Source organism: Achromobacter sp. NPDC008082 (assembly GCF_042957345.1).
Lineage (GTDB): Bacteria > Pseudomonadota > Gammaproteobacteria > Burkholderiales > Burkholderiaceae_B > Achromobacter > Achromobacter kerstersii_A.
This window is the reverse complement of the sequence record NZ_JBIBIB010000001.1, coordinates 689,242-706,246: the sequence shown is the minus strand read 5'-3', so window position 1 is coordinate 706,246 and position 17,005 is coordinate 689,242. Positions and strand designations below refer to the sequence as shown.

The following is a 17,005-nucleotide window of genomic DNA, read 5'->3' as shown; positions in this document are numbered from 1 at the left end:
ACATCCCTTCAGCAGGGAAACCACTTGGACGGCAAACGCACGAGCACCGTGATAGCGTGCCTCACGCGGGCATCATCCCAGCCAGCAGCAGATGTATCGCAAGACTCGATCTGTGGGGAGCTGAACATGGTGAAGAATCTGGCCATCTTCTTTGATGGCACGTGGAACGAACCCAACGACCGCACGAACGCCTACGAGCTTTACAAAGCCGCGCCCGAAACCAGCACGCAGGAAACCCTATACATCGAAGGCGTCGGCACACAAGGCCACGGCCTGTGGACCGCCGTCGACAAGTTCTTGGGCGGCGCATTCGGCGCAGGGCTATCCGCCAACATCCGCCACGGTTATCAATGGCTGTGCCAACGCCAGGAACCCGGCGACCACATTTTTCTATTCGGTTTCAGCCGCGGCGCGTACTCCGCTCGCAGCCTGGCGGGCATGGTGCGCAAATGCGGCCTGCTCAAAAACCCCACTGAAGACAACGTCGCCGAAGCCTACGCGCTATACCGCGACGACTGCCTGCCCTCATCCATCGACGCCCTCTCGTTTCGCGCGCAATTCTCGCGCGAGACCGACCTGCACTTTGTCGGCGTCTGGGACACCGTGGGCAGCTTAGGCATTCCCGTCGGCGGGATTTCGTTTCCCGGATTCTCGAAGTTCTATAACTTTCACGACACCGAGCTGAGTAATCACGTGCATCACGCCTATCACGCGATTGCTACGAACGAGTATCGCGAACCGTACTTTCCGACGTTGTGGACAAGGCTTGCCACGTCGGAACCGCGCCCGGCGGACAGGCCCGTTGAGCAGCGCTGGTTTATTGGCGCGCATTCGGATATCGGTGGCGGATATCGGGACGGGAGCTTGCAGACATTGCCTGCGGCATGGTTGCAGGAAAAGGCGCGGCAGGTGGGGTTAGAGGCGGGGGTTGTGCAGCGGATATCTACGGACTACGACCAATGCGAACCGCACGATTCGTACAAGGAGTTCACGGAGAAGGTGCTGATTCATGTGAAGAAGCGGCCAAGGGTGTGGGATGGGGAGACGGTGTTGAATTTGACGGTGGATGAACGGATGGTGAAGCGGGCGGAGAACAGCCCGGAATATCTGAAGGAGTTTCCGGATTTCAAGGAAGCGCTAGCGGCGCTGCCGTTGGGACGCTCGTAGCCTAAAACTCACACCTCGCCTACGCCAAAAAAAAACCCGGCGATCGCTCGCCGGGGAGTCCCTGCACACACAAAACCGCTTGCTCAGTTCGCGTACACCTTGATCTGGTCGCTCTTCAGCACATCGGGCGTCAAGCTCTTGTCGATCCACTCCATCGACGTGTCCGCCACGCCCGGGGTGACCAGTTCCGCCGGCACGATGGTGATGTCGGCCAGCACCTTGAACGGGTACTTGTCGCTCTTTTTCGTCACGCCGAACAGTTGCGCTTCCAGGCCTTGGCCGTCGGCGCGGTGCATTTTGACGTCGCGGCCATAGCCTTTGAAGGTCACGTCATGCATGGCGGCGGCCACTTGTTCCGGGGTGGGCCAAGCGCCGTTGTTGTCTTTGATGGCTTTCTCGTAGCCGGCTTTCAGGCCTTGGATGGCTTGCACCATGTGGTAGACGGAATAGATCGGATAGGCGCCCGTCTTGTCGTGGAATTTCTTCACGAACGCCTGGTGCTGCGGATCGTCCTTGGTTTCCGGGTGCAGGAAGTAGTGGTCGCCGCGCGCGCCGACGTAAACGCCTTCGGGTAAGGCATTGCCCAAGCGCTCCAGCGAGCTTTCGGCCAGCGACAGTACGAACGTGGAGTTCTTGAACAGGTTGCGTTGCGAGGCCTGGCGCACGAAGTTGTCCAGGTCGCCGCCCCACGACGTGGATACGATGACGTCCGGGCGCAGCGCTTGCAGGCGGCTGATTTCGGTGGAGAAGTCGGCGGCGCCGAACTTGGGGAACATCTCGGCCACGACCTTGACGTCGGGCTTGAACTTCTTCAGCGCGGCCAGGAAGATGTCGCGCGAATCGCGGCCCCAGGCGTAGTCCTGGTTGACGATGGCAATCGTCTTGAAGTCGGGCTTGACCTTCATCAGGTACAGCACCTGCGCGACCATTTCGGTGGTGGCGTTGGCTTGCGTGCGGACCACGTACTTGTACTTCTTGCCTTCCAGGGCTTTCTCCGTGCCGCAGTCCCACAGCACGTTCAGCACCTTCAGGTCTTCGGCGACGGGGGCCACGATGTTGCAGTGGCCGCTGGAGATCGCCGACAGCATCACGCGCGTGCCGCCTTCGGCCAGGCGGCGGTATTCGGACAGCAGCTTTTCACCGCCGCCGCCTTCGTCGATGTAGCTGGGCACGAGCTTGACGCCATCGATGCCGCCTGCCGCGTTGATGTCTTGAATCAGGATCTCGGCCGCGTCGCGGGCGGGCACGCCGAACACCGAGGCCGAGCCCGACAGGAAGGTCGAGATGCCGATGTTCAGTTCCTTGGGCTTGTCGGCGGCGCTGGCCAGCGCCGTGAAGCCTGACAGCAGGGTGGCGCCTAACAGGGCAGCCAGTCTTGAAGTTTTCATGGTCTTGTCTCCAGTGTTGTAGTCGGGTCTATGCCCTTAGAAAACGATGGCGTCGCGCAGGCTGCCGCCGGTGGCGAGGTGATCGAACCCCTCGTTGATCTGGTCCAGCGAAAACGATTTGCCCATCATCTTGTCCACCGGCAGCTGGCCGGCTTTGTACAGGTCGATGTAGCGGGTGATGTCGATGGCCGGCACGCCCGAGCCCAGGTAGCTGCCGCGGATGTCGCGCTCTTCGCCCACCATTTGCGACAGCGACAACGGGAAGCTCAACTTCGGGTTGGGCAAGCCCGACGTGACGGTGGCGCCGCCGCGGCGGGTGAGTTTGTAGGCGGTCTCAAACGCGGGCACGGCGCCCGCCATGTCAAAGCCGTAGTCCACGCGGCCGCCGGCCAGATCGAAAAGGTCGTCGTCGGATTTGATCTGCTTGGGATTCACGACGTGGGTGGCGCCCAGTTCGCGGGCCAACGCCAGCTTCTCGTCGCTAAGATCCACCGCAACGACGCGGCGCGCGCCGGCCGCCACGGCGGCCAGCAAGGCGGACAAGCCCACGCCGCCCAGCCCGACGATGGCGGCGGTGTCGCCTGCCTTGATGCGCGCGCGGTTCAGCACTGCACCCGCACCGGTCAGCACGGCGCAGCCGAACAATGCGGCTTCACGGTGGCTCAATTCAACATTGACCTTCACGCACGACCGGCGCGACACCACTGCGTATTCCGCGAAGCAGGACACGCCGGTGTGGTGGTTGATGTATTCGTCGCCGATGTGCAGACGGCGGTCGCCGCCCAGCAGCGTGCCTTGCGTGTTGGCGGCGGCGCCTGGCTCGCACAGCGCGGGCCGGCCTTCCATGCAGGGGTTGCAGCAGCCGCAGCTGGGCACGAACACCATCGCCACATGGTCACCGGGTTTCAGGTCGGTGACCCCAGGGCCAGTCTCTACGACTTCGCCTGACGACTCATGCCCCAGCACAATCGGCACGCCGCGCGGGCGGTCGCCGTTGATGACCGACAAGTCCGAATGGCACAAGCCAGCGGCCTTGATCCGCACCAGCACCTCGCCCGTACCGGGCGGGTCGAGTTCGATCTCGGTGATGGTCAATGGCCGGGTCTGGGCGTAGGGGCCTTCCACCCCTACGTTGCGCAACAACGCCGCTTTGATTTTCATGCGCCTGACATCCTGGTAGGTCAAAGACGGCCGGCGCGCGCCGGCCGATCCGAATCAATCAGACGGTACGACCGCCATCCACCGGGAACTCAACGCCGGTGATGAATTCCGCCGCATCGCTCGCCAGGAACAATGCGGCCGCCGCCACGTCCGACGGCTGGCAGAAGCGGCCCAGCGGAATCGTGGAGACGAACTTGGCGCGGTTCTCCGGCGTGTCCGGCAAGCCCATGAACAGCTCGAACATGCCGGTAATGCCCATCACGGGGCAGATGGCGTTCACGCGGATGCCGTCCGGGCCCAGTTCGACGGCCATGGATTTCGACAGCACGTTCACCGCGCCTTTGGACGCGTTGTACCAGCTGAGGCCGGGGCGCGGACGGATGCCGGCGGTGGACCCGATGTTCAGAATCACGCCGTGCTTTTGCTTGCGCATGACCGGCACCACGGCTTGCGCCATGTGATAGATCGACTTCACGTTGATGTCGAACATGCGGTCGAACATGGCTTCATCCACATCCAGCATCGGCTGGTTCTTGTGGGTGATGGCGGCGTTGTTGACGACGATGTCGACCGAGCCGAACGTGTCCTGGCACACGCGCACGACGTTGTCGATATCCGCGCGGCTGGACACGTCGGCCTTCACGGCCACGGCCGCAGCGCCCACTTCGGCCGCCACGCGGTCGGCGGCTTCTTTGTTGATGTCGGCGATGACGACCTTCGCGCCTTCCTTGGCGTACAGCTTGACGATGCCCTCGCCGAAACCGCTGCCCCCGCCCGTGACGATGGCGACCTTACCTTGCAACTGACTCATGACTAGACTCCGAAGATTGCGCGGCGATCACTCGCCATAGAATTGGATCAACGTTTTGGTCGTGCTCATTTCTTCCAGGGCGATGAAGCCCTTCTCGCGCCCGTGGCCGCTTTTCTTCACGCCGCCAAACGGCAGTTCCACGCCACCGCCCGCGCCAAAACCGTTGATGTAGACCTGCCCGCATTTGATGCCGCGCGCAACCCGCTGCTGGCGTCCGCCGTTCTCGGTCCAGACTGCGCCCAGCAGGCCGTAGTCGGTGGCGTTGGCCAGCCGGATGGCGTCGGCTTCGGTATCAAACGGCAGCGCCACCAGCACCGGCCCGAAGATCTCTTCGGTCAGCAAGGTGCTGTCATGCGAAGGCGCGGCAAACAACGTCGGCTTGACGAAGTAACCGCCCGCCGGCACGCCATCGGCAATCGTGCCTTCGGCCGCTACCTTCAGCCCATCGGCCAGGCCCTTGGCGATGTAGCGGTTGACGCGGTCGAACTGCGCCTTGTTGACGACGGGGCCGCAGGTCAGGTCCATGTCCGGCGTGCCCGCGCGCACCTTCGAAAATTCCTCGGCCAGCGCGTTCATGAATTCGGCGTAGATGCCCTTTTGCACCAGCAGGCGGCTGCCCGCGGTGCAGGTCTGGCCGGCGTTGTGCACGATGCCTTTGACGATGGCGGGAATGGCCAGCTTGAACTTGGCATCGTCGAACACGATGTGCGCCGACTTGCCGCCCAGCTCCAGCACGCATTTCACCGCGTTGACGGCGGCCGCTTGCTGGATCAGCACGCCCACTTCGTTCGACCCCGTGAAGGTGATGAAGTTGATATCCGAATGGCGCGACAGGCTGGCGCCCGCCTCTTCGCCCAGGCCCGTCACGATGTTCAATGCCCCGGCGGGAAAGCCCACTTCCAGCGCCAGTTCCGCCACGCGGATGATCGACAGGCACGCGTCTTCGGCGGGCTTGACGACGCTGGCGTTGCCCATGGCCAAAGCCGGGGCCACGCTGCGGCCAAACATCTGCGCCGGGTAGTTCCAGGGAATGATGTGGGCGGTGACGCCCAGCGGTTCGCGTATCAGCTGAACCGAATAGTCTTTCTGGAACGGGATGGTCTGGCCATGCACCTTGTCGGCCGCGCCGCCGTAGAACTCGAAGTAGCGCGCCAGCACGGTGATGTCGGCGCGTGCGGTGGACATCGGCTTGCCGGTGTCGCGCGATTCCAGTTGCGCCAGCTCTTCGTGGTGCGCCAGCACGGATTCGCCCAGACGCAGCAGCAGGCGGCCGCGGTCCAGCGCCGTCATGCGGCCCCAGTCGCCGTCCAACGCGGCGCGCGCCGCTTTGACGGCGGCGTTCACGTCGGCCTCCTGGCCGCGCGGAATGGTGGTGAATACGTCGCCATCGACGGGCGAGACCACGTCGATGCTGCGGCCGTCTTGGGCGTCGACCTTGCGGCCGTCGATAATCATCTGCGTCATGGAATGTCTCTCCGGGAATTCAATTCAAGGTGATCGAGCCGCGCTCAATCGTCCAGATCTGGTCAGGGATGTCGCCCAACAGCTTCACGTTGGATTCGGTGATCACGACACACAGCTCGGGTTGCAGTTCTTTCAGCCGTCCAAGCGCCTCGGTGTAGTCACGCGCCAGCTTGGGGGCCAGGCCCTGAAACGGTTCGTCCAGCATCAGCAGGCGGGTGCCGACCATGATGGCGCGCGCCAGCGCCACCATCTTTCCCTGCCCGCCCGACAGCGCCGAGCCCGACCGGCCCAGCATGGGTTCCAGCTGCGGCACCACCTTCAGCACCGTGGCGATGCGCGCGGCGATGTCGGCCTTGGACTGGCCCTGCACTTCGCAGGGCAGGTTCAGGTTTTCTTCCACGGTCATGGTCGGGAAGATGACGCGGTCTTCCGGCGCGTAGCCCACTTTCAGCGCGGCGCGCTTGTGGCCGGGCATGGCGGTCAGGTCGGCGCCATCAAAGGCGATCTTGCCCGACTTGATCTTGGTCAGGCCCATGATGGTGCGCAACAGCGTGGTCTTGCCCGCGCCGTTGCGGCCGACGATGCCGATGGTTTTGGATGCTTCGAAACTGGCGCTGACGTCGCGCAGGATGCGGTTTCCCGCCAGGTCGACGTTGATGGCCGATAGATTCAACATGGTTCAGGCCCCCAGCACTTCGCTTTTGATCTGCGGGTTATTCAAGACTTCGCTGGGCGAGCCGTCGGCGGCCACCTTGCCCGCTATCCAGGCCGCCACCCGCGTGGCGTAGCGCGACACGATGTCCACATCGTGCTCGACGAACCAGCTGGTCACGCGGCGTTCATCCAGCGCGTGCATCACGGTTTCCATCAGCGCGAATTTGTCTTCGGACGCGACGCCGCTGGTGGGCTCGTCCATGATCAGCAGCTTGGGCCGCAAGGCCAGCGCCATCGCCACATCCAGCAGCTTGCGCTTGCCTTCGGGCAGTTCGATGGATGCTTCATCGGCTTCGGGCAACAGGCCCACCAGGTCCAGCGTGGCGTCCACTTCGCGTTCGTCGATGGTGCTTTCCAGCGAGCGGAACCAGCTCAGTTCCTTGTTGCGGCGCGCGGCGGCAATCTGCACGCATTCGCGCACGGTGTGCTCGGTGAACAACTGCGGCAACTGGAACGAACGGCCCAGCCCCAGGCGCACGATCTTGCGCGGCGCCATGGCCGTGACGTCGCGGCCGTCGAAGTACACCTTGCCTTTGGACGGCGCCAGATAGCCTGTGCAGATGTTGATGAAGGTGGTCTTGCCCGCGCCGTTCTGGCCAATGACGGCCAGCCGTTCGCCTTCGTGCAATTCGAAGTTGATGTTGTCCGCCGCCACCACGCCGCCGAACGCCAGGTACAGGTCAGTCGTTTGAATCAGGGGTTTCATGTTCAGTTCCTTACCGGCACGCGGGTTTGCAGCGTGGCGTTGGCGCGCGCCTGAGCGCGTGCGCGGTCGCGCTTCTGCGTGGCGATGCGTTTCATGATCTGGCCCACAAAGCCAGTGGGGAACATGAAGATCACGAGGATCAGCGTCAGGCCCAACAGGAACTGCCACAGGCCGGGGAAGTACGCCGCCGACACCAGCTTCACCGATTCAAATCCCACTGCGCCCAGGAACGCGCCCGCCGCATGGCCGGCGCCGCCCAGAATGGTGATGAACACGAATTCGCCCGAACGCAGCCACGAGCCGATTTCCGGCGTGACCAGGCCTTGCATCAGGGCCAGGATGGCGCCCGAGAAACCCACCACCACGGCCGACAGCAGGTAACCCTTCCACATGATGAAGTACGCGGAAAAGCCCAGGTATTCGATGCGCGTTTCGTTCGTCTTGATGGCCGACAAGGCTTGCCCGCTGCCCGACCGGAAGTAGCGCTGCACCCACCAGGCCAGCACCATCGACAACACCAGCGTCAGCACCAGCAGCGCGCGTTCAAACGATTCGCGCTCCATCACGATGCCCGCCATGGTCGGGCGCACGATGCGCAGGCCGTCGGAGCCGCCCGTCAAGGTATAGAGCTTGCCCAGCAGTGCGAACAACACCATGCTCAGCGCCAGGTTCAGCATGCCGAAGAAGATGCCGCGATAGCGCACGACGAACAGGCCAATGACGATGGCGGCCAGGAAGCTGGCGGCAACGCCCGCAAGAATCAGCACCAGCGCATCGGCGCCCGGCATGGCGCGCGCCAGGAAGGCGACGGTGTAGGCCGAGATGCAGGAATACATCGCGTGGCCAAACGAGATCTGGCCCGCGCGAGCCATCACCGACACGCCCAGCGCGGCAATCGCGTAGGTCAGGCCGATGACGATAGGTGTGATGGTCCACGACAGGGTGTAGCCAAGAACAAGCGTGGCAACGGCGGCCACAAGGCTGAGTACGGCAACTTTCATCAGATCCTCCGGGCCTGGGCGACGGTGAACAGGCCGTGCGGCCGAATGATCAGCACCAGCACCATGATGATGTACGGCACCGCGACTTCGAGCTCGGGCGCGGCGTACACGGCGATGGCGCGGATGATGCCGATCAGCAGCGCGGCAATCAGCGCGCCCGTGATCTGCCCCAGGCCGGCGGTGGCGACGACGGCGAACGACAGCACCGTCATGTCCGTGCCTGCGCCCGGCACCAGCGACGTGGTGGGCGCAGCCAACGCGCCGCCCAGCGCGCCAAGAATGGTGGCGATCACAAAGGTGACGTAGCCGATCTTCTTGGCGTTGATGCCCAACGACGTCGCGACCTCACGGTTGTGCGTGGTGGCCACCGTCTGCTTGCCCAGCTTGGTATGGCGCAGGAAAAATTCCAGGCACACATAAGCCAGCACCGCCACCACCGGCACCACCACCAGTTGATAGGTGGTGTAGGTGATGTCGCCAATTTCGATATTGCCTAACCGGTTCACGACTTCGCTGGCGCTGTAGGGCTGCGCGCCCCAGAGCAGGCGCTGGATGTCTTCCAGCATCAGGAAGCCGCCGAAGGTGATCAGCAGTTTAAGAATGGGGTCGTAGTTTTGCGCCCGGCGAATCAGCACGAACTCCATGATGCTGCCCAGCGCCAGGCCCACGGCGATGGCGGCCACGAACAAGGCGGCAAACAGCAGGAATGGGGAGTCGGTCTTGGGCGCCAGAAACATGACGAGGCTGGCGGCGGCGTAACCCCCGAAGGCGTAGAACGCGCCATGGGCGACATTCAAAATGCCCATCACGCCAAACACCAGGGTTAACCCCATCGACACCAGGAACAGCAGACTGGCATATGCCACGCCGTCCACCAAGGCGAGAGGCAATAGATCCAAGGTCAAGCGTCTTCTCCCAATACGCTAAGCATCTGCCGCAAACCCGCCGCGTTGCCGCGGCAACGTGGCGCCCTGCGGGGCGATGCGGGCGTGTCGCCCTGGACGCGCATCGCGCGCCCTTGTCTCGTTATGGACCTTGCCGTGCCTGTTCGCGATGCGCTGCGTAACGGGCCGGAAGGCGTTTATGTGGAGGAGTCCGAGGGTTGGCTGCCGCCGCGTTTCGTACTCGTCCGATAGTGGAAACGAAGTATAGGGAGACCCTTTTTCAGCGCCTATTTATCTTTGTGCAAGCCGGGTTTCACAAGCGATAGAGTCGGCGTGAATCACAACCTGCGACTACGGGTTTACCTGAATCACTGCGGCCAAGGGCGCACGCGTCTGGTAGTCAGGGATGATGCGGATCTGCGCTTCGCCGGGCAATTGCACATAACGGCCTAGTCCATCTGGCGCCAAGGCTCCAACCGCCATTCGGGCTAGCGCAACGCCTTGGGCGTCGTCGATGGCGATGCGCAGGGCGGCCGGGTCCAGGCCGTAGGATTCGCCGGGGTGCGGGTTCAGGATGCGGTCGCTGCGCGCTTGGGAAAACAGCGAGACAAAGCCGGCGGCGTCAAAGGCTGTGCGGGTGTGCGCTGGCGTGGCGGCCCATCCGCTGGCCCCGCGCGTCAGCGTCAACGTGGCTGCGGGGGTGGACAAGGTGATGCGCGCAGCCTGGTCCGCGTTCCACGCGTACAGGCGTGCGGGCTTGCCGGTGTCGTCATGCAGATGGGAATGGCCGCCATGCGCGGCGGGCGACTCCGTGGCTTCGCGCCATTGCCACGCCGACAGCGCGATGCCCGCCGCGAGCAGCAGCGGCCAGACGATGCGTGCGGGCATTCGATTGACGCTCACCGCCGCCTCCACCACAGCAGCAGTCCCGTGAACAACGCTAGCAGCGGCAAGGCCACCGTGCTGGTCCAGAACACGGTGCGCATCTGATTATTGGTCAGTTCGACGCGGCGGTTTTCGTAATGACGGGGCCGGATGGTCAGCAAGGCGTCTTCGCCCGCCAGCAGCGTCACCGCGCTGGTGAACAGCGCGCCATTGCCCAGCGTGGCGAAATGGCGGTTGGTGGCGAAGTCGCTATCGCCCGCCACCAAGAGCGTGGGCCGCGCCGATCCGTCACTGCTGGCCGCCTGCGCGTTACGGGTAGCCAGCGCCATCAAGGTGTAGCGCGACGGCGGCTGACCCGGCAGGTGCGCCTGGCTGGATGTCTGCGCCAACGGCGTCACCACCACGCCGGGCGGCAAGCCGTCACCCGCGGGTTCCAAGCCCGCCGCGCCGGGAAAGAAGCTTAGCGGCAAGCCGCGCGTCATCTTGTGGCGCGTGTAATCGCTGACGGCGGGGCTGCCCAGGTCGTTGCGATAGTGGCTGCCCGGGTCTGCCAGCGCCCCCGCCGGACGCGCGATGCCGAAGTCGCCCAACAACGCGTCCAGCCCGTGGCGCGTGTCCGGTTCCAGCAGCAGCAAGGTCTTGCCGCCGGCATTCGTCCACCGGCGCAGCGCCTGCGCATCGTCTTCCCCAAAGGGCGTGCGCGGCCCGGCCGCCACCACCACCGAGCAGGACGGCAAGGCCTGCGTCAAGTTGCCTGCGTTGACGCTGCGCGTGCCGAACCCCAAGGTCTGCAAGGCGTTACGCGCCATCGCCATGCCGTGCTGCTCATGAACCTCTACACGCGTGACCAGGTTTTCGTCGTCGCCATGGTCTTCCAGATCGTCCAGCGACGTCAGGCTGTTGAGCATGGCTTCGCGATGGCCTTGCGTGAAGCAGACCGTCTGCGCGCCGCGTTGGCTGATGCGGATCAGCGCATTAGTGAAGTCGGTTTCGGTGCCGCCGTTGATCGTCATCTTGCGGTCATCGGACGCCAGCACCGCGCTGCCCGCAAACTGGATGCCAGCTTCGCGCGCCTCGGCCGGGCGTAGCGCCGGGTCTACACCGCGCACGCGAATCAGCGGGTTGGCGTGTTCGTACTGGCGCAGCAGCTCCAGCGCGTCGACCATGCTTTTGTTGCGCAGGTCGTAGAACCACGTCACGTTCACGGGCTGCTTGATCTGCCGCGCCACTTCGACACTTTCTGGCGCCAGGCTGTAGAGCCGCTGCGCCGTCAGGTCCACGCGGCCCAGATGGCGGGATGTCCACAGGTTCAGCGCCAGCAGCAGCGCGGCAACCGCCAGCACCGGCAGCCAGAGCAGCAACCGCCTGCCCGCGCGGCGCACGCGTGAAGAGGAATGCGCGCTCATCGCATCCTCCAGCGCTTCAGGTTGACGGCGGCGATCATCAGCGCCAGCACCGCCACGCTGGCCAGCGTGACCGTAGCCGGGCCGGGCAGCACGCCGCGGATGAAGTCCACATGCTGCGCCGACAATGACAGCGCTTGAAAGAACGGCGACAACGCGGGAAACGCATCCAGCGCCGCCGGGTAGTCGATGAACCACAGCAGCACCAGGATGCCCCACGTGGCGCTGGCCGCCACAATCTGATTGGTGCAGGCGCTGGACACGGCAATGCCTATCGCCAGGAACAACGCGCCGTACAGGAATACGCCGATGTAGCCGCCCACGATGGGGCCGTAGTCGGGCTGGCCGTACCACGCCAGCGGCAGCACGGCGGCGGTCGTGCCCGCCAGCATCAGGGCCAGCATCGTCAAGCCGGCCGCATACTTGGCCGCCACCAACGTTGCGTCAGACAGCGGCAAGGTCAGCAACAATTCCAGCGTGCCTTGCCGCGCCTCTTCGGCAAACGCGCGCATGCTGACCAGCGGCATCACCAGGATCAGCAGGATCGTCATGTTGTGAAACGCCGTCACCATCTGGCCGGTGCTGACAAAGAACAGGTTGAAGCTGAACAAGTAGCCGGACAGCGCCCAGAACACGGCCACCACCACCAGCGCCACGGGCGAACCGAAGTCGGTGCGCAGTTCTTTCCGGTACAACGCGGCAAAGCCTTTCATGCCCGCCTCCGTAGCAAGGGATCGTTGGGCGCCAGGGCCGCCAGCAGGCGAGTTTCGACGGCGTCATGTAGCGACAGCACGGCCCGCACTTCGGCATGCGCGAGCACGATGCGCAGCACGGCGTCGCAGGTGGCGTCGCAGGTGGCGTGGCTGGCTGCGGTGTCGGAAGCGGCGCCGGTTGCGGTCGTGGAAGTGGCGCCGGTTGCGCCACGAGACGTCTCCCAACTGATCCGCCACTTGCTTACCCCGCCCTCTCCCTCGATGGCGTCCACGCCACGCACGCCCGGGCAGGCCGACAAGGCCGCCTGCAACGCCGCGTGGCGCGCAAGCGGCAGCGCCAGCTGCAATTGCAGCGCGGCCTGCGCCTGGCCCAGCGCGGCGTCTTCCACCAGCCGGCCTTGGCGCAGGATGGCGATGCGCGTGCACAGCGCTTCCACCTCTTGCATCAGGTGGCTGCTGAACACCACGGCGCGCCCTTCGGCGCATCGCCGGATCATCGCGCGCGCCTCCACAATCTGCACGGGGTCCAGGCCATTGGTGGCCTCGTCCAGCAGCAGCACAGGCGGATCATTCAACACCGCTTGCGCCAGCCCCACGCGCTGGCGCTGGCCTTTGGACAAACGGCCTATTGCAGACCCCACCACGCCTTGCAGGTCAAAGCCGTCGATCGCGCGTTCGATGGCCTGGCGGCGCGCGCGCGCCCCGCCCGCCACCTTCACGCCGGCGCCAAACTCCAGGTACTGCGTCACCGTCAGCGCGTCATACAGCGGCGCGCGTTCCGGCAGATAGCCGATGTCGGCGTTGCCACGGCCGCGAGCCGGCTCGCGCCCCCGGATCGTGATGCGGCCGCTATCGGGCGTGTAGAACCCGGCCATCAGGCGCAGGGTCGTGGTCTTGCCGCTGCCGTTCGGCCCCAGCAGGCCCACAATTTCCCCGGGCCTGACGGACAGGCTCAGGGAATGCAGGACCTGCCGCGGTCCGAACGACTTGCAGACCTCGTGCAAAGCAACAGCCGGCTGCATGGGCGCCTTGGGTCGGGGTTGGCGATGAGGGGGCTTCGGGTCTTCGATGCCGTGCGTCAGTCGAAGACTTTCGTCTTGGCGTTCTGCGCATGCTGCTCCGCATCATGGCTATACCAAAGCTGGCCCTGGCGCGCATCGCGGATCTGCTTGAGCCGGTCAATCGCCAGCATCGACGCCGCCGTATTCCAGGTGATGCCCGGAATCACGCCCGCCTCGTTTTCGCCGGTATAGATGGCGTCGGCCGCCAGCAGCACCGTGCCAGTGTTCTTCAGCTTCACCTGCAACGACTGGTGCCCTTGCGTGTGGCCCTTGGTGTCCAGCAGCACGATGGTGCCGTCGCCAAACAAATCGAAGTCGCCTTCGACCTGGATGAAGTCGTAGTCGCGCGTGGTGTCGAAGTCTTTCATGACATAGGCGGCGCGTTGGAATTTTTCGGGCCACCAGGCGGCGCGCAGCTCGGCCTTTTGCACAACGTGCTTGGCCTTGGGGAACATCTTGATGTTGCCGGCGTGGTCCAGGTGGAAGTGCGAGTACACGACGTACTTCACATCGCTGACGTCAAAGCCCGCGGCCTTCAGCTGGCGGTCGACCACTTCGTCGCGGCCCTGAATGGAGTTGAACGCGCCGCACAGGCCCTGGCCCCAATAATTGGCGCAGTTGCCATCGGCCGTGGCCTGGTTCATGCCCGTATCGAACAGCACCAACCCGCGCGGATGCTGGATCACATATGCCGGCACCGGAATCTTGATCTTCGTGCCCACGTCCACCATGGCGGTCATGAAGCCCTTGTCCAGCTCGATCTTGCCGACCGACAACTGCATCAGCTTGATGTCGGGCGGCGGGTCCGCGGCTTGCGCCCCGGCCGCCATCAACATGGATACGCCCACCGCACCTGCAAACGTCTTCCAGCTCTTGCTCATTGTTGTCTCCTCGGACCAACGGGGGGAGCCGCCGCCAGAAGGCGACGGCCGATAGCAAGCCACCCGGTGTGTCCCGGGCTTCTTTCGATAGGGTGTGCTGTGCGGGGCTGACTATGCGGCCGATGGACTCACCGGCCGAGACGGCATCTGACGGCCGTTTTCTCTGAAGCGCACTCTGACGCAGCGCCCAGCGGCTGCCAATTAAGGTTTCATTAAGCTGGGCTTCGCGGCGCGTGAACGGGTAGGAACCCTTAGGAGCTGGAACCCGTAGAAGCGGGAATGCGCAGGCGCTCGCCCCCTTAGAGACCGGAACGCCTAGGAGCCGGCCCCCTTGGCGGCAAGCGCCCTCACACCAGGTCCGCCCCCTTGCGCCGCGTGAACTGCGCCAGCGACCGCAACGCCAGCGCATGCATGGCGGCCACCGACGGCAGCAGCGTTTCTTCCTTGCGGGTCAGCACGCCGACGATGCGTTCCACCGTGGGTTCGGCCAAGGGCACAAACGCCAGGCCCGACCCGACTGAAGGGCGCGCCAGCACCGGCAGCACCGTCACGCCCAGGCCGCTCACCACGCTGGCCAGCAGCGACGCGCGGTTGGACACGATCATGGCGGGGTCATCGATGCCGCGGCCCAGTTGCCGGTGCTTCAGCGTGTCGAAGGTGGCGTTGCCGATCAGCCGTTCGTCTTCCAGCGCCGACCACGGCACTGGCCCGCGCCGGCGCGCCAGCGCATGCCCCTTGCGGCAGACCAGCCCGAACGCATCGCGCGCCACCGGCGTGAACGCCACCTCGGCCGTGCGCGGCACCTGGCCCGCCACGCCGACTTGCACCTCGCCATTCAACACCAAGCGATGCACATCCTGCGATGACTCATCCACCGCCCGGATTCGGATGTCTGGATGATGGCGGGCGTACCGTTCCAACAGCTTGGGCAGCCACTCATCCGCCAGCGACGGCATCACCGCCAGCGACACCGGGCCCGTGTGGCCCATGCCCAGTTGCCGCGCCGCATCCAGCACACGGTCGTGCGTGGCAAGCAGTTCCCGAAACAGGGGCGCCACGGCTTGCCCCAGCGGCGTCAGCTGCGCGCGCTTGCCGGCTTCAAACAGGGGCGCGCCCAGCTGCTGTTCCAGGTCTTGCATGGCGGCCGACACCGCCGCTTGCGACCGATGCGTGCCTTCGGCCGCAAGCCGGAAACTGCCATGGTCGGCCGCCAGCAAAAACTGGCGCAGGTGTTGGATCTTCAGCGGAGCGGGCATGACGCGGCCAAGGTGGAATTCAGGTTTTCCGAAATTAACTTACGTTAATTTGGATTGTCAAAATTCGGCTGCCGCTTCAACAATGGCTCCATCGTTATCCACATGCACGGGAGCACCGGAATGGCTTTGCAAGTACGCAAGATTGTCAGTTATGTCGAGAAGACCCTGATCGAAGGCGGCAAGGCGGCGGATCGGCCGCTGATCATGATCGTGGCCGCCGCCGTGATTCGTAACCCGTGGGCCGGCCTGCCCTTCCAGGAAGACCTGCGCCCGCAGATTCTGGAAAACGCCCCGCCGCTGGGCGAGCTGCTGGTGGAAGAAATCTTGCGGCAGGCAGGCTCGGCCGATCAGATCGAAGCCTATGGCAAGGCCGCGGTGGTGGGCACGGCGGGCGAAGTCGAACACGCGTCCGCGCTGATTCACACGCTGCGCTTTGGCAATGCGTATCGCAATGCCGTGGGCGGCACCAGCTACCTCAGCTTCACCAACATGCGCGGCGGCCCTGGCTGCGTGATTTCGGTGCCGCTGATGCACAAGCAAGACGAAGGCCTGCGCTCGCACTACCTGACCGTGCAAACCAACATTGCCGACGCGCCGGCTCCGGACGAGATCGTCATCGCGCTGGGCGCCGCGACCTCTGGCCGGCCGCATCACCGCATTGGCAACCGCTATTCCGACTTGCAGGAACTGGCGCAAGAGGCGCAATCGAAATGAGCGCGCCCCGCCGCCGTTCCGGCCGTGGCGCGCCGCTAGTGCTGCTGCATGGCGTGGGGTTGGACCATACGCTCTGGGATGATCTGGTGCCGTACCTGGAAGCCGATTTCGACGTGCTGCGCTACGACCTGCTTGGGCATGGCGCGGCGCCCGGCATCACCGGCGCGGCCGACATCCAGCACTTCATCACGCAGCTGGACGCCGAGCTGGATCAGGCGGGCTGGAAGCACGCCAACGTGTTGGGCTATTCCATGGGCGGCTTGATTGCAGGCGCCTATGCCGCCGCCCGGCCGCAACGCGTGAAGCGGCTGGTGCTCTTGAGCACGGTGTTCCAGCGCACGCCGGAAGAGGTGCAAGCGGTGATGGCGCGCCTGGACGCCGCCGCCACGCAAGACGTGCAAGCCGCCGCCGCAGTCTCGTTGCAACGCTGGTTCACGCCGGCGTTCCAGGCGGCGCGGCCCGAGCGGGTAGCAGCCATCGGCCAACGGCTGGTGCAAAACGACCGCGCCAATTTCCTGGCCGCCTACCGTTTATTCGCCGAAGGCGATCAGCTCCTGGCGCAAGCCGCGCCCGACATTGCCTGCCCCACGCTGGCGATGACGGGCGAGCACGACGTCGGGTCCACCTCGCGCATGACGCGCGGCCTGGCGCGGGCGCTGCCCGACAGCCGCGCCCGCGTCATCGACCGCCAACGGCATATGCTGCCGGTAGAGGACCCCGCCGTCGTCGCCGCAGCGCTGCACGCTTTTTTACTGCCGGCCCAGCAGCCGGCCACCGCTGAATCGTCCGCCTGATA

17 protein-coding genes are annotated in these 17,005 nt (G+C 64.7%); 3 read left to right on the top strand and 14 right to left on the bottom strand.

The window, feature by feature from the left end; genetic code table 11:
- Positions 1 to 24 precede the first annotated feature (24 nt).
- Entirely contained in the window at positions 25 to 1,167 is a 1,143-nt protein-coding gene (locus ACFZAI_RS03255; RefSeq protein ID WP_391565555.1) for a DUF2235 domain-containing protein, read from the top strand.
- An 83-nt stretch (positions 1,168 to 1,250) separates the two neighbouring features.
- Here ACFZAI_RS03255 and ACFZAI_RS03250 read toward each other — a convergent pair whose 3' ends face one another.
- From ACFZAI_RS03250 to ACFZAI_RS03185, 14 genes are all read right to left on the bottom strand, one after another.
- Positions 1,251 to 2,555 (bottom strand): ABC transporter substrate-binding protein, encoded by a 1,305-nt coding sequence (locus ACFZAI_RS03250; protein WP_391565554.1) that lies wholly within the window; start codon positions 2,553 to 2,555, stop codon positions 1,251 to 1,253.
- A 36-nt stretch (positions 2,556 to 2,591) separates the two neighbouring features.
- Entirely contained in the window at positions 2,592 to 3,716 is a 1,125-nt protein-coding gene (locus ACFZAI_RS03245) for a zinc-dependent alcohol dehydrogenase family protein (RefSeq protein WP_391565553.1), read from the bottom strand.
- A 58-nt stretch (positions 3,717 to 3,774) separates the two neighbouring features.
- On the bottom strand, positions 3,775 to 4,527 hold the full coding sequence (locus tag ACFZAI_RS03240) for a glucose 1-dehydrogenase (RefSeq protein WP_391565552.1): 753 nt from the start codon (positions 4,525 to 4,527) through the stop codon (positions 3,775 to 3,777).
- Between the two features lie 27 nt (positions 4,528 to 4,554).
- Entirely contained in the window at positions 4,555 to 5,991 is a 1,437-nt protein-coding gene (locus ACFZAI_RS03235) for an aldehyde dehydrogenase family protein (protein WP_391565551.1), read from the bottom strand.
- A gap of 19 nt (positions 5,992 to 6,010) precedes the next feature.
- The gene (locus ACFZAI_RS03230; RefSeq protein ID WP_391565550.1) at positions 6,011 to 6,667 is read right to left on the bottom strand and encodes an ABC transporter ATP-binding protein; all 657 of its coding nucleotides are present in this window, start codon (positions 6,665 to 6,667) and stop codon (positions 6,011 to 6,013) included.
- 3 nt (positions 6,668 to 6,670) lie between these two features.
- The gene (locus tag ACFZAI_RS03225) at positions 6,671 to 7,411 is read right to left on the bottom strand and encodes an ABC transporter ATP-binding protein (RefSeq protein WP_054427590.1); all 741 of its coding nucleotides are present in this window, start codon (positions 7,409 to 7,411) and stop codon (positions 6,671 to 6,673) included.
- Positions 7,412 to 7,413: 2 nt separating this feature from the next.
- Complete coding sequence (locus ACFZAI_RS03220; RefSeq protein ID WP_391565549.1) at positions 7,414 to 8,412, bottom strand: branched-chain amino acid ABC transporter permease; 999 nt, start codon at positions 8,410 to 8,412, stop codon at positions 7,414 to 7,416.
- Entirely contained in the window at positions 8,412 to 9,317 is a 906-nt protein-coding gene (locus ACFZAI_RS03215) for a branched-chain amino acid ABC transporter permease (protein ID WP_054427588.1), read from the bottom strand. Before ACFZAI_RS03215 ends, ACFZAI_RS03220 begins: the two co-directional genes overlap by 1 nt.
- Before the next feature lie 330 nt (positions 9,318 to 9,647).
- Positions 9,648 to 10,199, bottom strand: coding sequence for an electron transporter SenC (locus ACFZAI_RS03210; RefSeq protein WP_391565548.1), 552 nt, complete (start codon positions 10,197 to 10,199; stop codon positions 9,648 to 9,650).
- The gene (locus tag ACFZAI_RS03205; protein WP_391565547.1) at positions 10,196 to 11,587 is read right to left on the bottom strand and encodes a GldG family protein; all 1,392 of its coding nucleotides are present in this window, start codon (positions 11,585 to 11,587) and stop codon (positions 10,196 to 10,198) included. Before ACFZAI_RS03205 ends, ACFZAI_RS03210 begins: the two co-directional genes overlap by 4 nt.
- The gene (locus tag ACFZAI_RS03200) at positions 11,584 to 12,297 is read right to left on the bottom strand and encodes an ABC transporter permease (RefSeq protein WP_391565546.1); all 714 of its coding nucleotides are present in this window, start codon (positions 12,295 to 12,297) and stop codon (positions 11,584 to 11,586) included. The genes ACFZAI_RS03205 and ACFZAI_RS03200 overlap by 4 nt, the downstream gene beginning before the upstream one ends.
- Positions 12,294 to 13,319 carry an ABC transporter ATP-binding protein gene (locus ACFZAI_RS03195; protein WP_391565545.1) on the bottom strand — a complete coding sequence of 342 codons (1,026 nt, stop codon included), beginning with the start codon at positions 13,317 to 13,319 and terminating at the stop codon, positions 12,294 to 12,296. The genes ACFZAI_RS03200 and ACFZAI_RS03195 overlap by 4 nt, the downstream gene beginning before the upstream one ends.
- Before the next feature lie 56 nt (positions 13,320 to 13,375).
- Positions 13,376 to 14,239, bottom strand: a complete 864-nt coding sequence (locus tag ACFZAI_RS03190) for an N-acyl homoserine lactonase family protein (RefSeq protein ID WP_391565544.1) — start codon at positions 14,237 to 14,239, stop codon at positions 13,376 to 13,378.
- Between the two features lie 347 nt (positions 14,240 to 14,586).
- Positions 14,587 to 15,495 carry a LysR family transcriptional regulator gene (locus ACFZAI_RS03185; protein ID WP_391565543.1) on the bottom strand — a complete coding sequence of 303 codons (909 nt, stop codon included), beginning with the start codon at positions 15,493 to 15,495 and terminating at the stop codon, positions 14,587 to 14,589.
- Between the two features lie 120 nt (positions 15,496 to 15,615).
- Between ACFZAI_RS03185 and ACFZAI_RS03180 the strand changes: the two genes are divergently transcribed.
- Together ACFZAI_RS03180 and ACFZAI_RS03175 are read left to right on the top strand one after the other, a co-directional pair.
- A complete protein-coding gene (locus ACFZAI_RS03180) occupies positions 15,616 to 16,209 on the top strand; it encodes an amino acid synthesis family protein (protein ID WP_391565542.1) in 594 nt (197 codons plus the stop codon).
- Complete coding sequence (locus ACFZAI_RS03175) at positions 16,206 to 17,003, top strand: alpha/beta fold hydrolase (RefSeq protein WP_391565541.1); 798 nt, start codon at positions 16,206 to 16,208, stop codon at positions 17,001 to 17,003. Before ACFZAI_RS03180 ends, ACFZAI_RS03175 begins: the two co-directional genes overlap by 4 nt.
- Positions 17,004 to 17,005 lie beyond the last annotated feature (2 nt).